This is a genomic window from Burkholderia sp. MS455 (genome assembly GCF_016899445.1).
In the GTDB taxonomy this organism is placed as follows: Bacteria; Pseudomonadota; Gammaproteobacteria; order Burkholderiales; family Burkholderiaceae; genus Burkholderia; species Burkholderia pyrrocinia_C.
On record NZ_CP041779.1, the window covers coordinates 1,055,739 to 1,075,341 of the forward strand.

Below are 19,603 nucleotides of genomic sequence, written 5' to 3' on the forward strand. Positions count from 1 at the left end.
CATGTGCGCTTGATCAGCGCGCCGGCACGCGCGCGTGAATCCACGCGATCAGCGCGTCGATCACGCGATCGCGTTCGAGATCGTTCATCGTTTCGTGGAAACCACCTTCGTATAGCGTCAGCGTGCGATCGGGCGAGCCGACTCGCGCGCCGAACGCACGGCTGCCGTCGGGTTCGGTCAGCTTGTCCTCGGTGCCGTGATAGACGAGCACCGGGACGCGCAGCGCGCCGCGGCCGCGTTCGATACGCGCCATCGCGTCGAGAATCTCCGCGCCGGTGCGCGCGGGCACCGCGCCGTGATGCACGAGCGGATCGGCGCGATTGGCCGCGACGATGGCCGGATCGCGCGACAGCAGCGCCGCGTCGATCCGGATCGCGGGAAAGGTCGGCCACGCGCGGCTGATGACGCGGCTCACCGCGAGCATCCAGCGCGGCACGTCGCGCCCCGGTGCGAGCGCCGGGCTCGACAGCACGAGGCCCGTCAGCGCATGGCCGCTGGCCGGCGCGCGTTCTATCGCGTACAGCGCGGCGACCGCGCCGCCCATGCTGTGTCCCATCAGGAACAGCGGCGCATTGCCGCGCGCTGCTTCGGCGACCAATGCATCCGCATCGTCAAGGTAATCGTCGAAACGCTCGACCCAGGCTCGCTTGCCGGGCGACTGGCCGTGCCCGCGCAGATCGATCGCGAGCACGTCGATGCCGGCCGCGTTCAGCCGGCCGGCGAGCGCGGCATAACGGCCCGCGTGTTCGGCGAGGCCGTGCACGAGCGCGATCGTCGCGCGCGGCGGCGCGGTGCCGCTGCCGGCCGGCCAGCGGTACGACGCCAGTTCGAGCCCGTCCGCGGTGCGCAGCCGGCCCATTTTCGGCGCCGGCGGCGACGCAGGCGCCGATCCGGCGGTGGCAGGTGCGGCGGCCGGCGTGGTGGTGGCGGTCATCTGGCGGGTCCCCTGTTCGTTGGCATGCGTGTTCCGGATCATAGTCGCGACACTCCCGCGGCGGGCCAGCGGTGCACCTCTAATTTCGTGAGGTTATGAAAAGATCGAAATCGATTATTAAGGGGAATGAGGGGTTTGCGGTAAAATCGTCGGCTATTCCAGATGCATCGGTGGCCGACTGGCGGGCCTGCTCGCCAGCCGGCCGCCGTTTTGTTTACATGATCGAATTACGCAATCTTTCGCAGCGTTTCCCCGGGCCGAGCGGCTGGGTCGAGGCGCTGCACAACGTCAACCTGACGATTCCGCAGGGCGAGGTGTTCGGCATCATCGGCCGAAGCGGCGCCGGCAAGAGCACGCTCGTGCGCACCATCAACCTGCTCACGAGGCCAACCGAAGGCAATGTCGTCGTCGGCGGGCGCGATCTCACGCTGCTGCCGGCTGGCGCGCTGCGCGAGGCGCGCCGCGAGATCGGCATGATCTTCCAGCACTTCAACCTGCTGTCGTCGCGCACGGTGTTCGACAACGTCGCGCTGCCGCTGGAGTTGGCCGGCGCAAGCCGTGCCGACATCGAGGCCGCCGTGCTGCCGCTGCTCGACCTCGTCGGGCTGTCCGCACAGAAGGATCGTTACCCGGCGCAGATCAGCGGCGGACAGAAGCAGCGCGTCGGCATCGCACGCGCGCTCGCGAGCCAGCCGAAGGTGCTGTTGTCGGACGAAGCGACGTCCGCGCTCGATCCCGAGACCACGCGTTCGATTCTCGACCTGCTGAAGCGCATCAACCGCGAGCTCGGCCTGACGATCGTGCTGATCACGCACCAGATGGAAGTGATCAAGCAGGTGTGCGATCGCGTCGCGGTGCTCGACGCGGGGCGGGTGGTCGAGGAAGGCCGCGTGATCGACGTGTTCCTGCAGCCGCATCACGAAGTGACGCGCGCGCTGATCGGCGACGTGATCGCGCAGGAACTGCCGCCCGCGCTGAAGGTGCGCGTGGCCGAGCGGCTGAAGACGGGCAGCGGGCATCTGCTGCGGCTCGCGTTCACGGGCTCGGGTGTCGACCAGCCGATCCTGTCGGAGACGATTCGCCGTTACGAACTCGATTTCAACATCCTGCACGGCCAGATCGACGAGATCCAGGGGCAGGCATTCGGTTCGCTCGCGGTGCTCGCGGGCGGCGAGCCGGGCAAGGTCGGGCAGGCGCTCGCGTTCCTGCGCGAGCAAGGTGTGGTGGTAGAGGAGCTTTCGTATGTTGAGTGAGATGTTCGATATGTTCGTGCAGTCGTTCTGGGAGACGCTGATCATGGTCGGCATCTCCGGAGCGGTCGGCGCGCTCGTCGGTCTGCCGCTCGGCGTGTTGCTCTACCTGACCGATCGCCAGGGCGTGCTGCAGAACCTCGCCGTGAATCGCGTGCTCGGCGGCATCGTGAACGCGGTCCGCTCGACGCCGTTCATCATCCTGCTGGTCGCGGTGATTCCGTTTACGCGGCTCGTCACGGGTTCGTCGATTGGCACGGCCGCGGCGGTCGTGCCGCTGACGCTGGCGGCCGCGCCGTTCATCGCGCGTCTCGTCGAGACGGCGCTGCGCGAAGTCGACCGCGGGCTGATCGAAGCCGCGCAATCGATGGGCGCGACCACGTCGCAGATTGTATTCAAGGTGCTGTTGCCCGAATCGCTGCCGGGCGTCGTGGCGGGCCTGACGATCACGTTCGTGTCGCTGGTCGGCTATTCGGCGATGGCGGGCGCGATCGGCGGCGGCGGGCTCGGCGATCTCGGGATTCGCTACGGCTACCAGCGCTATCTGCCGGAAGTGATGTGGACGGTCGTCGCGATCCTGATCGTGTTCGTGCAGATCGTGCAGTCGTTCGGCGACTGGCTCGTCCGCCGGCTGAGCCACAAATAAGACGAAATTGATCATCCAATAGGGGAGAGACGATGCAACGACGCTTCATGCTGAAATTCGCGGCGGCACTCGGCGCAGCCGCGCTGTTCGCGGGTGCGCACGCACAGGCCGAAACCATCAAGGTGGGCGTGACGGGCGGGCCGCACGCGCAGATCATGGAAGCGGTGAAGAAGGTCGCGGCGAAGAGCGGCCTCGAGATCCGCATCGTCGAATTCTCCGATTACGTGCAGCCGAACGCGGCGCTCGCGTCGGGCGACCTCGACGCGAACAGCTACCAGCACGATCCGTATCTGCAGGCGCAGGTGAAGGATCGCGGCTACAAGCTGATCAAGGTCGCGGATACTGTCACGTTCCCGATGGGCATCTATTCGAAGCGCGTGAAGTCGCTGACCGAACTGAAGCCCGGCGCGCGCATCGCGGTCCCGAACGATCCGACCAACGGCGGCCGTGCGCTGCTGTTGCTGCAAAAGCAGGGCCTCCTGAAACTGCGCGCGGATGCGGGGCTGAAGGCGACGCCGCTCGATATCGTCGACAATCCGCGCAAGCTGAAGATCGTCGAACTCGATGCGGCGCAGATTCCGCGCTCGCTCGGCGACGTCGACGCGGCCGCGATCAATACCAACTACGCGATGGAAGCGGGGTTGAAACCGAAACAGGACGCGATCGCGATCGAAGGGCCGAACGGCCCGTACGCGAACATCCTCGCGATTCGCGACGCGGACCGGAACAAGCCGTGGGTCGCGAAACTGATTGCGGCCTATCATTCGGCCGACGTGAAGCAGTTCATCGAAGGCAAGTTCGGCGGCGCGGTCATTGCCGCCTGGTAACGGGCAGAGTGCGGGGCGCCCGGCGGGATTAGAGTTGATGATCGAAAACCCGGGCTTTGCGTCCGGGTTTTTTCTCTTTTAAAATAGAACGACCGTTCGCTATCATTGGCGCGTCGCCAAGAAGCGGTATCCTCGACAGCCACGATGGATGGGTCCGCTTGGCCGCGCAGTCATGAGGCCTCGCTATAGAATGGCCTCTGGTCGTATTCGTAACTTTGGAGCGTGTGCATGAAAATCCTGGTGCCAGTGAAAAGAGTGGTCGATTACAACGTGAAGGTCCGCGTGAAGTCGGACAACACGGGCGTCGACATTGCGAACGTGAAGATGTCGATGAACCCGTTCGACGAAATCGCCGTTGAAGAAGCGGTGCGCCTGAAGGAAGCGGGCGTCGCGACCGAAGTGATCGCCGTTTCGGTGGGCGTTACGCAGGCGCAGGAAACGCTGCGCACGGCGCTGGCGATCGGTGCGGATCGCGCGATCCTCGTCGAGTCGAACGACAGCGTCGAGCCGCTGGCCGTCGCGAAGATCCTGAAGGCGCTGGTCGACAAGGAACAGCCGCAACTGGTGATCCTCGGCAAGCAGGCGATCGACGACGATTCGAACCAGACGGGCCAGATGCTGGCCGCGCTGGCAGGCCTGCCGCAAGCGACGTTCGCGTCGAAGGTGACGGTCGCCGACGGCAAGGCCACGGTTGCGCGCGAAGTCGACGGCGGCGCGGAAACGCTGTCGCTGACGCTGCCGGCGGTCGTGACCACGGACCTGCGCCTGAACGAGCCGCGCTACGTGACGCTGCCGAACATCATGAAGGCGAAGAAGAAGCCGCTGGAAATCGTGAAGCCGGAAGACCTGGGCGTGGACGTCGCGCCGCGTCTGAAGACGCTGAAGGTGGTCGAGCCGCCGAAGCGCGCGGCCGGCGTGAAGGTGCCGGACGTGAAGACGCTGGTCGAGAAGCTGAAGACCGAAGCCAAGGTGCTGTAAGAGGGAGCGCAAGGAAATGACGATTCTGGTGATTGCAGAACACGACAACGCGTCGATCAAGGCCGCGACGCTGAACACGGTGGCAGCGGCGGCGAAGATCGGCGGTGACATTCACGTGCTGGTCGCGGGCCACAACGCGCAAGCGGCGGCAGACGCAGCAGCGAAGATCGCAGGTGTTTCGAAGGTGCTGCTGGCCGACGCGCCGCAGCTCGAAGCAGGCCTCGCGGAAAACGTCGAAGCGACCGCGCTGAACATCGCGAAGGACTACTCGCACATCCTCGCGCCGGCCACGGCGTACGGCAAGAACATCGCGCCGCGCATCGCCGCGAAGCTGGACGTCGCGCAGATTTCGGACATCACGGCGGTCGATTCGGCCGATACGTTCGAGCGCCCGATCTACGCAGGCAACGCAATCGCGACGGTGCAGTCGAGCGACCCGATCAAGGTCATCACGGTGCGTGCGACGGGTTTCGATCCGGTGGCGGCCGAAGGCGGCAGCGCTTCGGTCGAGAAGATCGAAGCGGCAGCCGACGCAGGCAAGTCGCAGTTCGTGAGCCGTGAGGTGACGAAGCTGGACCGTCCGGAACTGACGTCGGCCAGTATCATCGTGTCGGGCGGCCGCGGTCTGGGCAGCGGTGAAAACTACACGAAGGTGCTCGAGCCGCTGGCGGACAAGCTGTCGGCCGCACTCGGCGCATCGCGCGCGGCAGTCGACGCCGGCTACGTGCCGAACGACTACCAGGTCGGCCAGACCGGCAAGATCGTCGCGCCGCAGCTGTACATCGCGGTGGGCATCTCGGGTGCGATCCAGCATCTGGCAGGCATGAAGGATTCGAAGGTGATCGTCGCGATCAACAAGGATCCGGAAGCGCCGATCTTCAGCGTGGCCGACTACGGCCTCGTCGGCGATCTGTTCACGCTCGTGCCGGAACTCGTGGCCGAGCTCGGCTGACGCGACGTGACGCTTCAGCGGTAAGTACACGGAGAAAGGGGCGCTACGAGCGCCCCTTTTTTTCGACGCCGGCCGACCCGCATTGCTGCGGGCCGCCGCGGCTTATGCGTATGCCGGGCGCGTCTGGCCGGCCACTTCCTTCAGGTAACGGTGCACCGACAGGTCGTCGGCCTGGATCGCCGGCTTCTTGCCCGAGATCAAGTCTGCGAGCAGTTGGCCCGAACCGCACGACATCGTCCAGCCGAGCGTGCCGTGGCCGGTGTTCAGGAACAGGTTCGACACCGGCGTGCGGCCGACGATCGGCGTGCCGTCCGGCGTCATCGGGCGCAGGCCCGTCCAGAACGTCGCCTTCGACGTATCGCCGCCGCCCGGGAACAGGTCGTTCACGCACATCTCGAGCGTTTCGCGGCGTGCGGCGCGCAGGTTCTTGTCGAAGCCGACGATTTCCGCCATGCCGCCGACGCGGATGCGCTGGTCGAAACGCGTGATCGCGATCTTGTAGGTCTCGTCGAGCACGGTCGACACGGGCGCGGCCGCTTCGTTGACGATCGGCGCGGTGATCGAATAACCCTTCAGCGGATAGACCGGGATCTTCATCAGGTTCGAGATGAAGTTGGTCGAGTACGAGCCGAGCGCGACGACGTACGCGTCCGCGCGCACCGTCTCGCTGCCGCATTGCACGCCGGCGATCTTGCCGCCGGCAATCGCGAGCGCCTCGATCGGCGTGTTGTAGCGGAACTTGACGCCGAGCGATTCGGCGAGCGCCGCGAGGCGCGTCGTGAACAGCTGGCAATCGCCCGTTTCGTCGCCCGGCAGGCGCAGGCCGCCCGTCAGCTTGTGCGACACCGCGGCGAGTGCCGGTTCGGCATTCTTCAGGTCGGCCGGCGACAGCAGTTCGAACGGCACGTTCGCTTCCTGCAGCACGGCGATGTCCTTCGCCGCGCCGTCGAGTTGCTGCTGCGTGCGGAACAGCTGCAGCGTGCCGCCCGTGCGCCCTTCGTACTGGATGCCGGTGTCGGCGCGCAGCGCCTGCAGGCAGTCGCGGCTGTATTCGGCGAGGCGGACCATGCGGCCCTTGTTGACTGCATAGCGCTCGGTCGTGCAGTTGCGCAGCATCTGCCACATCCACTGGAGCTGGAAGCGCGTGCCGTCGAGACGGATCGCGAGCGGCGCGTGCTTTTCGAACATCCATTTGACGGCCTTCAGCGGCACGCCGGGCGCGGCCCACGGCGCGGCATAGCCGGGGGAGATCTGGCCCGCGTTCGCGAAGCTCGTCTCGAGCGCAGGGCCGGCTTCCCGGTCGATCACAGTGACTTCATGACCGGCGCGCGCGAGGTAATACGCGCTTGCCACGCCCACCACACCGCTGCCCAGAATGACGACTCGCATAGCTGCTCCAGATGGAAGGGACCAGATCGAGGCCGGACGCACCCGCGGTTCCGTGTAACCTCTAGCTGATCTAGTTTTTTGAGCTATGGTATTGTCGAATGTGCAGGTTTTGTTATCGTATTTTTCAGGTTTTCAGCATAAACAAATGAGAACGCAACGTCAGCCCGTACGCTCGCTCGACAAGCTCGACCGGCGCATCCTCAAACTGCTCCAGGACGACGGCCGGATGGCGATGAAAGACCTCGCGGAACAGGTCGGCCTGACTGTCACGCCGTGCATCGAGCGCGTGCGGCGCATGGAGCGGGACGGCGTGATCACCGGCTATCACGCGCGGGTCGACCCGGGCCAGCTGGGTGCCGCGCTGCTGGTGTTCGTCGAGATCACGCTCGGCCACAAGGGCGGCAACATGTTCGAGCAATTCCGTCGGGAAGTGATGAAGATCGACGAGGTGCTCGAATGCCACCTCGTATCCGGCGATTTCGACTACCTGATCAAGGCGCGGATCGGCGAGATGGCCGACTACCGGAAGCTGCTCGGCGACATCCTGCTGCAGTTGCCCGGCGCCGTGCAGTCGAAGAGCTATGTCGTGATGGAGGAAATCAAGGAAACGCTGACGATCGCGGTCGGCGAGTGACGCGCCGGCGGCCCGTTACCGGGCCCCTTATCCCGCCCTTGGCATGCTGCGCTCAATACTGTATAAATGTACAGTATTGAGCGCAGGCGAATGGGTGGGCACATGGACGATCGATCCGACAACGAATTTCCAGTAGCGCCGCCCGTGCCCCGCAAGGGGCGCGGTGCGGTCGACAACCTGCAGGGGCGGTACGAGCTCGCGCAGCGCGAAGCGGTCGACGACGGCTGGACGCACGAGTCGGACGATGCCGACTTCCCCGCGCCGCTGCGCACGCAGGTGTTCGAGGAGCGTGCGAAGAGCATCCTGACGCACAACCAGTCGCCCGATATTCCGTTCAGCGTATCGCTCAATCCGTATCGCGGTTGCGAGCACGGCTGCATCTACTGCTTCGCGCGGCCGACGCACAGCTATCTCGGCCTGTCGCCGGGGCTCGATTTCGAAAGCCGCATCTACGCGAAGGTCAATGCTGCCGAACTGCTCGAGCGCGAGATTTCGCGCAAGCGCTACGTGCCTGAGCCGATCGCGCTCGGCGTCAATACCGACGCCTATCAGCCGGTCGAGCGCGACCTGCGCATCACGCGCAGCGTGATCCAGGTGATGCACGATCGCGGGTTGCCGTTCGCCGCGATCACGAAGTCGTCGCTGATCGAGCGCGATCTCGACCTGCTTGCACCGATGGCGGAGCGCGGGCAGGTGATGGCGGCAGTCACGATCACGACGCTCGATGCCGATCTCTCGCGCACGCTTGAGCCGCGGGCGGCGACGCCGGCGCGCCGGTTGCGCACGATCCGCGCGCTGCGCGATGCAGGCGTTCCGGTCGGCGTGAGCATTGCGCCGGTGATCCCGTTCGTCACCGAGCCCGACATGGAGCGCGTGCTCGAAGCATGCGCGGAAGCGGGCGCGACGCACGCGAGCTACATCATCCTGCGGTTGCCGTGGGAGGTCGCGCCGCTGTTCAAGAACTGGCTCGCCGCGCATTTTCCCGATCGCGCGGAGCGCGTGATGAACCGCGTGCGCGACATGCGCGGCGGGAAAGACTACGACTCGGATTTCTCGAAACGGATGAAAGGCGAGGGGATCTGGGCCGACCTGTTGCGGCAGCGGTTCCGCCAGGCCGTCAAGCGGCTCGGGCTGAACGAGCGCACGAACGGCATCCTCGATCTGTCGCAGTTTCGCGGCGCGCCGGCCGCCGCAGTGCCTGCGCCGCGCATGGCAGTGCGCGCTGCCGGCGCGAAGTCGCGCGACGACATGCAGTTGAACCTGTTCTGACTGGCGCGCAATATCGGTGCTCGTCGGCGCCGGTGTGTCGCGCTCGTTACGCTTACTGCGAAATCTGCTTCGCTGCTTCGACCTGCGATTCGAAATACGTCTGGAACGACAGCGCGAGCGCGGTCATCAGCAGGAACGCACCGATCAGCAGCGAGAAGATCACGACAAAGATCACGGTCCAGCCCGACCGGCTGTGCTTGCCGGTCTCCGCGTTGAATTGCGCGTCCCACTTTTCGTCGGGGCGCAGCCCGTAGACGAGTGCGGCGAGGAACGCCGCCAGCAGAGAGATCGCGCCAGGTACCGCGAGCCACCAGCCGAGGCCGGCGCTGCGCTGGGTCGCCGCGAGCAGGAGGAAGCCCGGGATGCCGACGATCGTCGCGAGCAGGTGCGCCCAGCCGTACACGTCGCGAAAGCCGTACAGATAGAAGCGGTGCGCGCCGAGCGATCCGAACAGGAATGCGAGGGCGGCGGTGAGCGTCTTGGAACGGAAGCGGCGGGACGGTGCGGTGCTGCTGGACATGGATGGCGGCGTATTGTCGTTGGCATGGGCGGCCGGCGGGCCGGCGCGGGCGCGCGGCCCGGCACGCATTCTACGATGCCCGGTCGGGCCCGGTCACCCCCGGCCTGCGTCAAGGTGCCGCATAGGTCACGCGGTAGATTGCGCCTGCGTAATCGTCGCTCACGAGCAGCGAACCGTCCGGCAGCGGCAGCACGTCGGCCGGGCGTCCCCACACCGTGCCGTCGGGTCGCAGCCAGCCCGTGACGAATGGGGTTTGGCGCGCCTGGCTGCCGTCCACCGATACGACGACGCGCATCACGCGGTAGCCGACCTTCGTGCTGCGGTTCCACGAACCGTGTTCGGCGATGAACACGTTATTGCGATACGACGCCGGAAACATCGGCCCGGTATAGAAGCGCATGCCGAGCGCCGCGACGTGTGCGCCGAGTTTCAATACGGGCGGCACATAACGGCGGCATACGTCGGTGCTGCCGAATTCGGGGTCGGGCGTATCGCCGCCATGGCAGTACGGAAAGCCGAAGTCGAGGCCGGCGCGCGGCGCGCGGTTGAGCTTGTCGTCGGGCACGTCGTCGCCCATCATGTCGCGCCCGTTGTCGGTAAACCACAGCTCGCCCGAATCGGGGTGCCATGCGAAGCCGACCGTATTGCGCACGCCGCGGGCGACGATCTCGCTTCCGCTGCCGTCGGCCTTCATGCGCGCAATGATCGCGTAGCGGCCGCGATCGGCGAGACAGACGTTGCACGGTGCGCCGGTCGGCACGTAAAGCTTGCCGTCGGGGCCGAACGCGATGAATTTCCAGCCGTGATGGTGGTCGGTCGGCAGCGCGTCGGTCACGACGGCAGGGGGCGGTGGCTTGGCGAGCCGGTCGTCGATGCGATCGAGGCGCAGGATGCGCGACACGGCTGATATATAGAGCGCACCATCGCGGTAGGCTACGCCGACAGGCATGTCGAGTCCGGACGCGATCACGTGACGCGCGCTGATCCGGCCCTCGTGCATCTCGAACGCATGCACGCGGCCTTCCAGCGTGCCGACATACAGGATGCCGCGCGGCGACCACGCCATTTCGCGTGCGGTCGGTACCGCGTCGGTCAGCACTTCCACGTGGAAGCCGGGCGGCACGACCAGTTCATCGACCGGCAACGGCGCGGCGAACGCCGTTGCGGACGCGAGGCAGGCAAGGCCGGCAAGCAGCGCGATGAAACGGTGCTGCGCGCGGCGCGTCGGGGCGGCGCGAAGGAGCGGCATGACGGTCGGGAGCGTCCTGGACACGACGATTGTATGCCCGGCGGACGGGCCGTCCGTGGATTTTTTGCGCGTAAGTGTTTGTTGTGCCTCTGGTTTCCGGCTATAATCGCGTGTTTCAGTAGTTTCGAACCCGGTTTTCCGAAGGACATCATATGGTTATCATCCGTCTGGCTCGTGGCGGCTCGAAGAAGCGCCCGTTCTACAACATCGTTGCTACCGATTCGCGCAACCGTCGTGACGGCCGCTTCATCGAGCGCGTCGGTTTCTACAATCCGGTCGCCACGAAGGGCGAATCGCTGCGTATCGCTCAGGACCGCCTGACGTACTGGCAAGGTGTTGGCGCGCAACTGTCGCCGACCGTCCAGCGTCTCGTGAAGGAAGCGCAAAAGGCGCAACCGGCTGCCTAACATGGCACGGTGTGCCGGTCGTGCCGGCTGTGAGGTGCATTGATGGCGGGTCACGATTCCGGTAATGCAAGGCGCGGGCGTGCGTCATTCGGCGCATTCGTCCGCAAGCCGGTCGAGCGCGACGTTGTCGCGAACGCCGGTCAGGCTGCCGAACAGGGTAGTCTCGAAGCGACGCAAGCCTGGCCCGACGATGCCGTCGAGGTCGGGGCGGTGGTCGACGCCTACGGCCTGAAGGGATGGGTCAAGGTGGCGGCGCATGCCGATGCCGGTCGCGGCGGCGACGCGTTGCTCAACGCGCGCCGCTGGTGGCTGGAACGCGGTGCGGAGCGGCTTTCCGTCCGCATCATGCAGTCGAAGACGCACAGCGACACGGTCGTTGCGCAACCCGCGGGCGTCAGCGACCGCGATGCCGCGCTGGCCATGCGCGGCTTTCGCGTGTTCGTGCGCCGGGAAGATTTCCCGGCATTGGCCGCGGACGAATTCTATTGGGTCGACCTGATCGGTCTCGATGTCGTCAACGAGCAATCGGTGGCGCTCGGGAAAGTGAGCGGGATGATCGACAACGGCGTGCATGCGATCATGCGTGTCGAGTATCCCGCGACCGGCAAAGACGGTCAGCCGACCACCGACGAACGGTTGATTCCGTTTGTCGGCGTATACGTCAAAACGGTGGATCAGGCGGCGCGTCGCATCGTCGTCGACTGGGAAGCCGATTACTGAAATGAACCAGGTTACCGAGAGCGCGGTGCAGTTCGACGTCGTCACGCTCTTTCCCGAGATGTTCCGTGCACTGACCGACTGGGGAATCACCAGCCGGGCCGTCAAGCAGGGGCGCTTCGGGCTGCGCACCTGGAACCCGCGTGATTTCACGACGGACAACTACCGCACGGTCGACGATCGTCCGTACGGCGGCGGTCCGGGCATGGTGATGCTGGCCAGGCCGCTCGAAGCCGCGATCGGCGCCGCGAAAGCGGCGCAGGCGGCGCAGGGCATCGCGAGCACGCGCGTCGTGATGATGTCGCCGCAGGGCGCGCCGCTCACGCACGAGCGAGCGGTGCGGATGGCGCAGGAGCCGGGTGTCGTCGTGCTGTGCGGCCGCTACGAAGCGATCGACCAGCGCCTGCTCGACCGGTGCGTCGACGAGGAAATCAGCCTCGGCGATTTCGTACTGTCGGGCGGGGAACTGCCGGCGATGGCGATGATGGATGCGGTCGTGCGGCTGCTGCCCGGTGTGCTGAACGATTCGCAGTCGGCCGTGCAGGACAGTTTCGTCGACGGCCTGCTCGATTGTCCGCATTACACGCGCCCCGAGGAATATGACGGCGTGCGCGTGCCGGACGTGCTGCTCGGCGGGCATCATGCCGAGATCGAGCGGTGGCGGCGTCAGGAAGCATTGCGGAATACGTTGCGGAAGCGGCCGGACCTGATCGTTCGGGCGCGCCGCGAAAAGTTGTTGAGCCGTGCCGACGAGGCATGGCTTGCGAACCTCGCACGCGAAGCGAAGGACGCCTCCTGAGGCGGCGTCGCGGGCGGGAATTGGCGGTGCCGTGCATGCGTGCGCGGTGCCTGATGTGAATCCATCCTCTATCGGGGCCGGCCTGGGAGCAGGCAGGTGCAAACGCCGACACGATGGCAATAGGAGTCAGTGATGAACCTCATCGCAAAACTTGAGCAGGAAGAAATCGAGCGCGCGCTCGCCGGCAAGACGATCCCCGAATTCGCCCCGGGCGACACGGTGATCGTGAACGTGAACGTGGTTGAAGGTAACCGCAAGCGCGTTCAGGCTTACGAAGGCGTCGTGATCGCGATTCGCAACCGTGGCCTGAACTCGAACTTCATCGTTCGCAAGATCTCGTCGGGCGAAGGCGTCGAGCGTACGTTCCAGACGTACTCGCCGCTGCTGGCAAGCATCGTCGTGAAGCGCCGCGGCGATGTGCGTCGCGCGAAGCTGTACTACCTGCGCGAGCGTTCGGGCAAGTCGGCTCGTATCAAGGAAAAGCTGGTGTCGAAGGATCGCACCGCAGCAGCTTCCCAAGAGTAAGAGCTGTAAGGAAAAAGCACCCACCCGGGTGCTTTTTTCATTCTGGCGCGACAATATGCTCGATACGACACGAACCAGAGAGCCCCATTGAACCGCCGCCCCATCATCGATCCCGAAGTATTGCCGGTCGAAGGCACCGGCGCCGGCCTGCCCGCCATCGATCCCCACCTGATGACGCCGTCCGGCTTGCGCGACCGTTTCGCGCGCACGCTCGACTGGAACGTCGAGCCCGGAGAGGCGAGGCTGCAGGAAGGCGTCGATCCGCGCAGCGCGGCTGTCCTCGTGCCGCTCGTTGCCCGCGAGTCGGGCCTCACGGTGCTGCTGACCCAGCGCGCCGACCACCTGAACGACCATGCCGGGCAGATCAGCTTTCCCGGCGGCCGTCGCGAACCGTTCGATCGCGACGCGACCGCCACTGCACTGCGCGAGGCGAAGGAAGAGATCGGGCTGGACGCCGAACGCGTCGAGATCCTCGGCGCGCTGCCCGATTACCTGACCGGCACCGGCTTCTGCGTGGCGCCGGTGGTCGGCCTCGTGCATCCGCCGTTCACCGTGCAGGCCGACACGTTCGAAGTCGCCGAGATCTTCGAGGTACCGCTCGCGTTCGTGATGAATCCCGCGAACCATCAAGTCCGCGTGTTCCGCTGGGAAGGCGGCGAGCGTCGTTTTTTTGCGATGCCCTATCCGAACGGCAGACCAGGCGGGCATTACTTCATCTGGGGCGCAACTGCCGCCATGTTTCGCAATCTGTACCGCTTCTTGGCCGCTGCATAGGCGCGCACACCGGCTCACGCGCGCGGCCGGCCGCCGGGCGACCGCGCCGGCAGCCATGCTTGGCTTACGCTGTGCTATCGTTATGCAAAAAATGACATAACTCCGAAGACGGCGCCACGCATGACTTTCTTTTCGGTTCTCCTTGCCCTCATCATCGAACAGGTCCGCGCGTTGTCGCCGAACAATCCGGTGTTCGCGCTGTTCCAGTTTCATGCGGAAACCGTCGCGCATGGCCTCGACGCCGGCAAGCAGAAGCACGGCATCCTCGCGTGGCTCGCGGTCGTGCTGCCGTGGGTGCTGGTCGTCGCACTGATCTATTTCCTGCTGTACAAGGTGAGTTTCGTGCTCGCGTTCCTGTGGAACGTGGTCGTCGTGTATTTCACGCTCGGCTTCCGCCAGTTCAGCCATTACTTCACCGACATCCATCTCGCGCTCAACAACGACGACGTGCCGCGCGCGCGCGAAATCCTGCGCGAGTGGACGGGCATCGACACGGTCGACATGCCGGTCGGCGAAATCGTCCGCCATACGCTGATTCACGCGGTTGTCGCATCGCATCGCCACGTGTTCGGCGTGTTCTTCTGGTATGTGCTGCCGATCGGGCCGGCCGGCGCCGTGCTGTACCGGATTTCCGAATACCTCGCGCGCAGCTGGTCGACGCCGGGCGACGAGCGCACGGCCGCCTTCTCGACGTTCGCGCAGCGCGCGTTCTTCGTGATCGACTGGATCCCCGCGCGACTGACCGCACTCGGCTTCGCGATCGTCGGCAATTTCGAGGATGCGATCTACGCGTGGCGCAACCACACGCGCCAGTGGCCTGACCCGAACGACGGCGTGCTGCTGGCAGCCGGCAGCGGGGCGCTCGGCGCGCGTCTCGCGGGGCCGCTCGCGGAACCGTCGAGCCTCGATGCGCTGGCGGTCGGCGACAGCGGTCCGCTGACGGTCGGTGATGATTGCACGCCGCGTACGCTGCAGTCGGCGGTCGGCCTCGTCTGGCGCGCGGTGATCCTGTGGATGATCCTGCTGCTGATGCTGACGCTCGCCGTGTGGGTGTCGTGACGGGGCCGCGCAGCGCTCGATGAAAGGCAAAGGCCGGCTTGATGCCGGCCTTTTTGCTGTGGGTCAGTCGTCGAGCGGATCGCGCACGGCGCCGCATTGCCAGCACGCCGTGAACTGGGCCTCGAGCGCTTCGCCGCACTGTCGGCAGCGCCACGGCGCGGCGCCGGCCGACGGGCCGTGCGAAGCGGCATCGAGCAGCCGGCGAGCGAGCGCGTCGTCGCGTTCGTCGTCGAGCCACAGCTCGGGCGTGCACGCGTCGGCGGGCAGGCCGCCGAGTGCGCCGGTCGCGTAGCAGTTATGCAGCTCGCAACCGATGCCGGCCACCTGAAGCACGTTGGCCCAATGCTGTGCCGTCGCAAGATCGGGTGCCTTGAAACGCATGGCGGCTCCTGTCGATGAAGGCCGGCCCGAACGGCATCGGCCGCCGCGCGCCTGTCGCGCGATCAGCGGACGATCTGGCTCGCCTCGTGCACGAGCTGCGCATACAGCGCGTGCCGCGACGGCGCGATGCGGCCGTCGGCGACCGCTTCGAGAATCGCGCAGCCGGGCTCGTGCAGATGATGACAATTATAGAAACGGCAGTCCGCGAGCAACGGCCGGAACTCCGGAAACGCGCGCTCGAGACGGCCTTCCGTCAGATGGTAGAGGCCGAATTCCTGGAAGCCAGGCGAATCGATCAGCGCGCCGCCGCCCTCCAGCGGGTAGAGGCGCGTGAACGTCGTCGTGTGGCGGCCGCTGTTGAGCGCGGCCGAGATCTCGCGCGTCGCGGCTTCGGCATCGGGAACGAGCAGGTTCACGAGCGTCGACTTGCCCATCCCGGACTGGCCGAGCAGGATCGTCGAATGGCCGGCGAGGTGCGGCATCAGTTGTGCGCGCGCGTCGTCGGGCGAGCCCTTCACCGACAGCTCGAGCACGTCGTAGCCGAGCGCGCGGTACGGTGCGAGGCGCTCGCGCGCGACCGGCAGCGCAGCCTCGACGTCGATCTTGTTCAGCACGACGAGCGGCTTCAGCTCGTTCGCCTCGGCGGCGATCAGCGCGCGGCCGAGCAGGTCTTCGCTGAAATAGGGCTCGGTCGCGAGCACGATCAGCAACTGGTCGAGGTTGGCCGCGAAGAGCTTCGACTTGAACTGGTCGGAACGGTACAGCAGGTTGCGCCGTTCGCCGATCTCGACGATCACGCCCTGGTCGGCCGACGCGTGTTCGTATACGACGCGGTCGCCGACCGCGATGTCGCTCTTCTTGCCGCGCGGGAAGCACTGCAGCATCGGGCCGCCGTCGTCGGGCGCGACGATGTAGTGGCGGCCGTGCGCCGCGATCACGCGGCCTTCGACACGTTGCGCGCCCGATGCGCGCGGAGCCGGCTTGCGGGAAGGCGGCCGGCTCATGCGAGCTGCAGCAGGCGGTCGATCCGCTGCGATGCGGGCGGATGCGAGTAATAGAAGGCCGTGTAGACGGGGTCGGGCGTCAGCGTCGACGCGTTGTCCTCGTAGAGCTTCACGAGCGCGCTGACGAGATCCTGCGCGTCGGTCTGGCTGGCCGCGAACGCGTCGGCCTCGAATTCGTGCTTGCGCGACGTGAGGCTGCTGAACGGCGTCGCGAAGAACAGGAACACCGGAATCGCGAGGAAGAACAGCACGAGCGCGGCGCCCGCGTTGCTCGTGTCGAGCGACGGCGTGACGCCGAGCCCTGTATAGAACCAGGTGCGCTGCGCCAGCCAGCCGAGCAGCGCGAGCAGCACGAGGCTCAACACGAACGACACGAGCATCCGCTTCATCACGTGGCGGCGCTTGAAATGGCCGAGTTCGTGCGCGAGCACGGCTTCGATTTCCTGGCCGGACAGGCGCGCGAGCAGCGTGTCGAAGAACACGATCCGCTTCGATGCGCCAAAGCCCGTGAAGTACGCATTGCCGTGCGCGGAGCGGCGGCTGCCGTCCATCACGAACAGCCCCTTCGCCGCGAAGCCGCAGCGCTTCATCAGCGACTCGATGCGCGTGCGCAGCGCGTCGTCCTTCAGCGGTTCGAACTTGTTGAAGAGCGGTGCGATGAAGGTCGGGTAGATCAGCAGCACGAGCAACTGGAACGCGACCCAGACGATCCAGGTCCACAGCCACCACAGGCTGCCGGCCTGGTTCATCAGCCACAGCACGACGAACAGCAGCGGCAGGCCGAGTGCGGCGCCGAGCAGCGAGTTTTTCAGCATGTCGGTGAAGAACAGCCGCTTCGTCATCCGGTTGAAGCCGAAACGCTGTTCGATCCCGAACTGGCGGTAATACTCGAACGGGACGTCGATCACGCTCGTGATCACGAGCACCGCCGCGACGAGCGCGACCTGCTGCCCGTAGCCGCGGCCGAGCCAGCCGGTCAGCAGCGTGTCGAGCGTGCCGACGCCGCCGAGCAGCGTGAGGCCGACCAGCACGGCCGCGCTGACGACGATCTCGAGCATCGTCAGCCGGGTACGCTCGACCGTATAGTCGGCCGCGCGCTGGTGGGCGGTCAGCGGGATGGTTGCGCTGAACTGCGCGGGCACGCCGTTGCGATGCGCGGCGACGAAGCGGATCTGCCGCGACGCGAGCCACAGCTTGGTGACGACCATCGCGAGCACGGCGAGCGCGAACAGCAGGGTGAACGAAAAGGGTGACATCGAAGGCGCCAAAGGGTTCTATGCGAGAATTATATGTTCTTGCGGACCGGGCCCGCTGATGCGTTGCCGGCCGCCCGGGCGGCGTCGCGCGCCGTCCGCCATTTTCCAGGATGACTCATGACCGATACCGCCGCTTCCACCAGCCAGCCCGCGCTCGTGCGCAACGAGTTGAACCTCGTCTGGCTCGACATGGAGATGACGGGCCTCGACCCGGATAACGACCGCATCATCGAGATCGCGGTCGTCGTGACCAATTCCACGCTCGACGTTGCCGTCGAAGGCCCCGTGTTCGCGATCCACCAGAGCGACGAAACGCTCGCGAAGATGGACGACTGGAACAAGTCGACGCACGGCCGCTCGGGCCTGATCGACCGCGTGCGCGCATCGACCGTGACCGAGGCGGAAGCCGCCGCGCAACTGCAGGCGTTCCTCGCGCAGTACGTGTCGCCCGGCAAGTCGCCGATGTGCGGCAACTCGATCTGCCAGGACCGCCGTTTCATGGCGCGCTGGATGCCGGAATTCGAGAAATTCTTCCACTACCGCAATCTCGACGTCAGCACGCTGAAGGAGCTGTGCCGCCGCTGGCAGCCCGCGATCTACAAGGGCTTTCAGAAGCGCGCGATGCACACGGCGCTCGCGGACATCCACGAGTCGATCGACGAGCTGAAGTACTACCGCGAGCATTTCCTGATTCCGGCCGCGTCGGCGTCGGCAGGCGAGTCCGCGCCGGCCGCCTGAGCGGGCCGGCACGCGCTCGGCGCTCGACAAACGCTCAGCGCCGCGCGCTTTTCGGCCGGAACGCCGCGACCACCGCGGCGTCGGTCTCGATGTACGGGCCGCCGATCAGGTCGATGCAGTAGGGCACCGCTGCGAAGATGCCGGGCACGGTCGACTTGCCGTCGGCGTCGCGCAGCCCTTCGAGCGTTTCCCGGATCGACTTCGGCTGGCCGGGCAGGTTGATGATCAGCGCCGCATGGTCGGCCGTCTCGCGGATCACCGCGACCTGCCGCGACAGGATCGCGGTCGGCACGAAATTCAGGCTGATCTGCCGCATCTGTTCGCCGAATCCCGGCATTTCCTTCGTCGCCACGGCCAGCGTGGCCTCGGGCGTCACGTCGCGGCGCGCGGGGCCCGTGCCGCCCGTCGTCAGCACGAGGTCGCAGCCGGCGACGTCGACGAGTTCGGCGAGGGTCGCAGAGATCGTCGGCGCGTCGTCCTGGATCAGCCGGGTTTCGGCGCGCCACGGCGAGACCAGCGCGCCGGCGAGCCACTCCTGCAGCGCCGGAATGCCTTTGTCTTCGTAGACACCGGTGCTGGCACGGTCGCTGATCGACACGAGGCCGACGACGAGTTCGTCCGGGTGGTCAGGCTTCGTCGTCATGGTCGTCTCCGGCGTCGTCGGCTGCTTCATCATCCCCGCCGGGGGTGCCGCTCGCGGTCTTGACCCACTGGAACAGTTCGCGGAAATAGCGCGGCGGCTTGCCTTGCTGCGCTTCCTTGCGCGCGTTGCGGATCAGCGTGCGGCCTTCCTGGATGTCGGCGTCGGGGTGCCGGCGCAGGAATTCGGTCAGTGCGTCGTCGCTGGCGAGCAACTGTTCGCGCGTGCGCTCGATCCAATGCAGGCGGGCCGTCGCGGCCTTGTTCACGCCGCGCTGCGCGTCGAGCGCGGTGCGCAGCGCGGCCGTCTCGTCGTCGGCCAGCGAGCGCATCACGCGGCCGACGTACTGGAGCTGGCGGCGCTTGCCTTCGTGATCGGTGATCCGGCGCGCCTCGCGAACGGCGTCCGCGAGGGCTTCCGGCATCGGCATGCGCTTGAGCGCGTCCTTCGGCAGGTCGACGAGCGCCTGGCCGAGCTCCTGCAGCGCGTGCATCTCGCGCTTCAACTGGGATTTGCTGGGGCGATCGTAGCCGTTGTCGACGTCTTCGACGGCAGGCTCGATCGGCTGAATTCGGGTTTTGCGTGTCATGGGCGGCATTGTATCGCGGCGCGGACACCCCAAGCTTGTCTGTGTCCGTCCCCGGACCTTGCTATG

The 19,603-nt window shown here is 66.2% G+C and carries 23 protein-coding genes; 14 read left to right on the forward strand and 9 right to left on the reverse strand.

The window, feature by feature from the left end; genetic code table 11:
* Nucleotides 1-13 precede the first annotated feature (13 nt).
* A complete protein-coding gene (locus tag FPJ27_RS24080) occupies nucleotides 14-934 on the reverse strand; it encodes an alpha/beta hydrolase (protein WP_204425998.1) in 921 nt (306 codons plus the stop codon).
* Nucleotides 935-1,152: 218 nt separating this feature from the next.
* Here FPJ27_RS24080 and FPJ27_RS24085 point away from each other — a divergent pair, with 218 nt between their 5' ends.
* From FPJ27_RS24085 to FPJ27_RS24105, 5 genes are all read left to right on the forward strand, one after another.
* Nucleotides 1,153-2,187: a methionine ABC transporter ATP-binding protein gene (locus tag FPJ27_RS24085; protein ID WP_034183046.1), complete on the forward strand. Its 1,035-nt coding sequence runs from the start codon at nucleotides 1,153-1,155 to the stop codon at nucleotides 2,185-2,187.
* Complete coding sequence (locus tag FPJ27_RS24090; protein ID WP_006486982.1) at nucleotides 2,177-2,830, forward strand: methionine ABC transporter permease; 654 nt, start codon at nucleotides 2,177-2,179, stop codon at nucleotides 2,828-2,830. The genes FPJ27_RS24085 and FPJ27_RS24090 overlap by 11 nt, the downstream gene beginning before the upstream one ends.
* A gap of 32 nt (nucleotides 2,831-2,862) precedes the next feature.
* Nucleotides 2,863-3,657, forward strand: coding sequence for a MetQ/NlpA family ABC transporter substrate-binding protein (locus tag FPJ27_RS24095; protein ID WP_175963715.1), 795 nt, complete (start codon nucleotides 2,863-2,865; stop codon nucleotides 3,655-3,657).
* Between the two features lie 228 nt (nucleotides 3,658-3,885).
* Nucleotides 3,886-4,635 carry an electron transfer flavoprotein subunit beta/FixA family protein gene (locus tag FPJ27_RS24100; protein WP_072436048.1) on the forward strand — a complete coding sequence of 250 codons (750 nt, stop codon included), beginning with the start codon at nucleotides 3,886-3,888 and terminating at the stop codon, nucleotides 4,633-4,635.
* A 16-nt stretch (nucleotides 4,636-4,651) separates the two neighbouring features.
* Nucleotides 4,652-5,587: an electron transfer flavoprotein subunit alpha/FixB family protein gene (locus FPJ27_RS24105; RefSeq protein WP_034183049.1), complete on the forward strand. Its 936-nt coding sequence runs from the start codon at nucleotides 4,652-4,654 to the stop codon at nucleotides 5,585-5,587.
* A 102-nt stretch (nucleotides 5,588-5,689) separates the two neighbouring features.
* Here the strand turns inward: FPJ27_RS24105 and FPJ27_RS24110 are convergent, their stop codons facing one another.
* Nucleotides 5,690-6,976 carry a D-amino acid dehydrogenase gene (locus FPJ27_RS24110; protein ID WP_204425999.1) on the reverse strand — a complete coding sequence of 429 codons (1,287 nt, stop codon included), beginning with the start codon at nucleotides 6,974-6,976 and terminating at the stop codon, nucleotides 5,690-5,692.
* A gap of 145 nt (nucleotides 6,977-7,121) precedes the next feature.
* Here FPJ27_RS24110 and FPJ27_RS24115 point away from each other — a divergent pair, with 145 nt between their 5' ends.
* Both FPJ27_RS24115 and FPJ27_RS24120 read left to right on the forward strand, forming a co-directional pair.
* Nucleotides 7,122-7,610 carry an Lrp/AsnC ligand binding domain-containing protein gene (locus FPJ27_RS24115; protein WP_012492860.1) on the forward strand — a complete coding sequence of 163 codons (489 nt, stop codon included), beginning with the start codon at nucleotides 7,122-7,124 and terminating at the stop codon, nucleotides 7,608-7,610.
* Nucleotides 7,611-7,700: 90 nt separating this feature from the next.
* The gene (locus FPJ27_RS24120) at nucleotides 7,701-8,879 is read left to right on the forward strand and encodes a PA0069 family radical SAM protein (protein ID WP_204426000.1); all 1,179 of its coding nucleotides are present in this window, start codon (nucleotides 7,701-7,703) and stop codon (nucleotides 8,877-8,879) included.
* A 52-nt stretch (nucleotides 8,880-8,931) separates the two neighbouring features.
* Here FPJ27_RS24120 and FPJ27_RS24125 read toward each other — a convergent pair whose 3' ends face one another.
* The gene (locus FPJ27_RS24125) at nucleotides 8,932-9,399 is read right to left on the reverse strand and encodes a TM2 domain-containing protein (protein WP_034183440.1); all 468 of its coding nucleotides are present in this window, start codon (nucleotides 9,397-9,399) and stop codon (nucleotides 8,932-8,934) included.
* A 109-nt stretch (nucleotides 9,400-9,508) separates the two neighbouring features.
* Complete coding sequence (locus FPJ27_RS24130; RefSeq protein ID WP_204426001.1) at nucleotides 9,509-10,648, reverse strand: sorbosone dehydrogenase family protein; 1,140 nt, start codon at nucleotides 10,646-10,648, stop codon at nucleotides 9,509-9,511.
* Nucleotides 10,649-10,800: 152 nt separating this feature from the next.
* Between FPJ27_RS24130 and rpsP the strand changes: the two genes are divergently transcribed.
* The 6 genes from rpsP (at nucleotide 10,801) to FPJ27_RS24160 (ending at nucleotide 14,929) form a co-directional block, all read left to right on the forward strand.
* Nucleotides 10,801-11,055 (forward strand): 30S ribosomal protein S16, encoded by a 255-nt coding sequence (rpsP, locus tag FPJ27_RS24135; protein WP_006476550.1) that lies wholly within the window; start codon nucleotides 10,801-10,803, stop codon nucleotides 11,053-11,055.
* 42 nt (nucleotides 11,056-11,097) lie between these two features.
* On the forward strand, nucleotides 11,098-11,775 hold the full coding sequence (gene rimM / locus FPJ27_RS24140; protein ID WP_204426002.1) for a ribosome maturation factor RimM: 678 nt from the start codon (nucleotides 11,098-11,100) through the stop codon (nucleotides 11,773-11,775).
* A gap of 1 nt (nucleotide 11,776) precedes the next feature.
* On the forward strand, nucleotides 11,777-12,571 hold the full coding sequence (gene trmD / locus FPJ27_RS24145; protein ID WP_204426003.1) for a tRNA (guanosine(37)-N1)-methyltransferase TrmD: 795 nt from the start codon (nucleotides 11,777-11,779) through the stop codon (nucleotides 12,569-12,571).
* Between the two features lie 132 nt (nucleotides 12,572-12,703).
* On the forward strand, nucleotides 12,704-13,096 hold the full coding sequence (gene rplS, locus FPJ27_RS24150) for a 50S ribosomal protein L19 (protein WP_011883860.1): 393 nt from the start codon (nucleotides 12,704-12,706) through the stop codon (nucleotides 13,094-13,096).
* An 87-nt stretch (nucleotides 13,097-13,183) separates the two neighbouring features.
* Nucleotides 13,184-13,870 carry a CoA pyrophosphatase gene (locus FPJ27_RS24155; protein ID WP_204426004.1) on the forward strand — a complete coding sequence of 229 codons (687 nt, stop codon included), beginning with the start codon at nucleotides 13,184-13,186 and terminating at the stop codon, nucleotides 13,868-13,870.
* Between the two features lie 120 nt (nucleotides 13,871-13,990).
* Complete coding sequence (locus FPJ27_RS24160) at nucleotides 13,991-14,929, forward strand: CobD/CbiB family protein (protein ID WP_034183056.1); 939 nt, start codon at nucleotides 13,991-13,993, stop codon at nucleotides 14,927-14,929.
* Between the two features lie 63 nt (nucleotides 14,930-14,992).
* Here the strand turns inward: FPJ27_RS24160 and FPJ27_RS24165 are convergent, their stop codons facing one another.
* From FPJ27_RS24165 to FPJ27_RS24175, 3 genes are all read right to left on the reverse strand, one after another.
* Complete coding sequence (locus FPJ27_RS24165; RefSeq protein WP_011351362.1) at nucleotides 14,993-15,310, reverse strand: hypothetical protein; 318 nt, start codon at nucleotides 15,308-15,310, stop codon at nucleotides 14,993-14,995.
* 62 nt (nucleotides 15,311-15,372) lie between these two features.
* The gene (gene rsgA, locus FPJ27_RS24170; RefSeq protein ID WP_072436039.1) at nucleotides 15,373-16,314 is read right to left on the reverse strand and encodes a ribosome small subunit-dependent GTPase A; all 942 of its coding nucleotides are present in this window, start codon (nucleotides 16,312-16,314) and stop codon (nucleotides 15,373-15,375) included.
* Nucleotides 16,311-17,570, reverse strand: coding sequence for a M48 family metallopeptidase (locus FPJ27_RS24175; RefSeq protein WP_204426005.1), 1,260 nt, complete (start codon nucleotides 17,568-17,570; stop codon nucleotides 16,311-16,313). The genes rsgA and FPJ27_RS24175 overlap by 4 nt, the downstream gene beginning before the upstream one ends.
* Before the next feature lie 117 nt (nucleotides 17,571-17,687).
* Between FPJ27_RS24175 and orn the strand changes: the two genes are divergently transcribed.
* Nucleotides 17,688-18,308 carry an oligoribonuclease gene (gene orn, locus FPJ27_RS24180; protein ID WP_204426006.1) on the forward strand — a complete coding sequence of 207 codons (621 nt, stop codon included), beginning with the start codon at nucleotides 17,688-17,690 and terminating at the stop codon, nucleotides 18,306-18,308.
* A 34-nt stretch (nucleotides 18,309-18,342) separates the two neighbouring features.
* On the opposite strand, the gene mog is transcribed toward orn, so the two are convergent.
* Both mog and yjgA read right to left on the reverse strand, forming a co-directional pair.
* Nucleotides 18,343-18,951 (reverse strand): molybdopterin adenylyltransferase, encoded by a 609-nt coding sequence (gene mog / locus FPJ27_RS24185; RefSeq protein WP_175963725.1) that lies wholly within the window; start codon nucleotides 18,949-18,951, stop codon nucleotides 18,343-18,345.
* Entirely contained in the window at nucleotides 18,935-19,537 is a 603-nt protein-coding gene (gene yjgA, locus FPJ27_RS24190) for a ribosome biogenesis factor YjgA (RefSeq protein WP_275557404.1), read from the reverse strand. Before yjgA ends, mog begins: the two co-directional genes overlap by 17 nt.
* Between the last annotated feature and the right edge of the window lie 66 nt (nucleotides 19,538-19,603).

Bases quoted from the DNA above. Each gene is read 5' to 3' on its own strand.
- FPJ27_RS24080 (WP_204425998.1), bottom strand. From the start codon at position 934: ATGACCGCCACCACCACGCCGGCCGCCGCACCTGCCACCGCCGGATCG.
- FPJ27_RS24085 (WP_034183046.1), top strand. From the start codon at position 1,153: ATGATCGAATTACGCAATCTTTCGCAGCGTTTCCCCGGGCCGAGCGGC.
- FPJ27_RS24090 (WP_006486982.1), top strand. From the start codon at position 2,177: ATGTTGAGTGAGATGTTCGATATGTTCGTGCAGTCGTTCTGGGAGACG.
- FPJ27_RS24095 (WP_175963715.1), top strand. From the start codon at position 2,863: ATGCAACGACGCTTCATGCTGAAATTCGCGGCGGCACTCGGCGCAGCC.
- FPJ27_RS24100 (WP_072436048.1), top strand. From the start codon at position 3,886: ATGAAAATCCTGGTGCCAGTGAAAAGAGTGGTCGATTACAACGTGAAG.
- FPJ27_RS24105 (WP_034183049.1), top strand. From the start codon at position 4,652: ATGACGATTCTGGTGATTGCAGAACACGACAACGCGTCGATCAAGGCC.
- FPJ27_RS24110 (WP_204425999.1), bottom strand. From the start codon at position 6,976: ATGCGAGTCGTCATTCTGGGCAGCGGTGTGGTGGGCGTGGCAAGCGCG.
- FPJ27_RS24115 (WP_012492860.1), top strand. From the start codon at position 7,122: ATGAGAACGCAACGTCAGCCCGTACGCTCGCTCGACAAGCTCGACCGG.
- FPJ27_RS24120 (WP_204426000.1), top strand. From the start codon at position 7,701: ATGGGTGGGCACATGGACGATCGATCCGACAACGAATTTCCAGTAGCG.
- FPJ27_RS24125 (WP_034183440.1), bottom strand. From the start codon at position 9,399: ATGTCCAGCAGCACCGCACCGTCCCGCCGCTTCCGTTCCAAGACGCTC.
- FPJ27_RS24130 (WP_204426001.1), bottom strand. From the start codon at position 10,648: ATGCCGCTCCTTCGCGCCGCCCCGACGCGCCGCGCGCAGCACCGTTTC.
- rpsP (WP_006476550.1), top strand. From the start codon at position 10,801: ATGGTTATCATCCGTCTGGCTCGTGGCGGCTCGAAGAAGCGCCCGTTC.
- rimM (WP_204426002.1), top strand. From the start codon at position 11,098: ATGGCGGGTCACGATTCCGGTAATGCAAGGCGCGGGCGTGCGTCATTC.
- trmD (WP_204426003.1), top strand. From the start codon at position 11,777: ATGAACCAGGTTACCGAGAGCGCGGTGCAGTTCGACGTCGTCACGCTC.
- rplS (WP_011883860.1), top strand. From the start codon at position 12,704: ATGAACCTCATCGCAAAACTTGAGCAGGAAGAAATCGAGCGCGCGCTC.
- FPJ27_RS24160 (WP_034183056.1), top strand. From the start codon at position 13,991: ATGACTTTCTTTTCGGTTCTCCTTGCCCTCATCATCGAACAGGTCCGC.
- FPJ27_RS24165 (WP_011351362.1), bottom strand. From the start codon at position 15,310: ATGCGTTTCAAGGCACCCGATCTTGCGACGGCACAGCATTGGGCCAAC.
- rsgA (WP_072436039.1), bottom strand. From the start codon at position 16,314: ATGAGCCGGCCGCCTTCCCGCAAGCCGGCTCCGCGCGCATCGGGCGCG.
- FPJ27_RS24175 (WP_204426005.1), bottom strand. From the start codon at position 17,570: ATGTCACCCTTTTCGTTCACCCTGCTGTTCGCGCTCGCCGTGCTCGCG.
- orn (WP_204426006.1), top strand. From the start codon at position 17,688: ATGACCGATACCGCCGCTTCCACCAGCCAGCCCGCGCTCGTGCGCAAC.
- mog (WP_175963725.1), bottom strand. From the start codon at position 18,951: ATGACGACGAAGCCTGACCACCCGGACGAACTCGTCGTCGGCCTCGTG.
- yjgA (WP_275557404.1), bottom strand. From the start codon at position 19,537: ATGACACGCAAAACCCGAATTCAGCCGATCGAGCCTGCCGTCGAAGAC.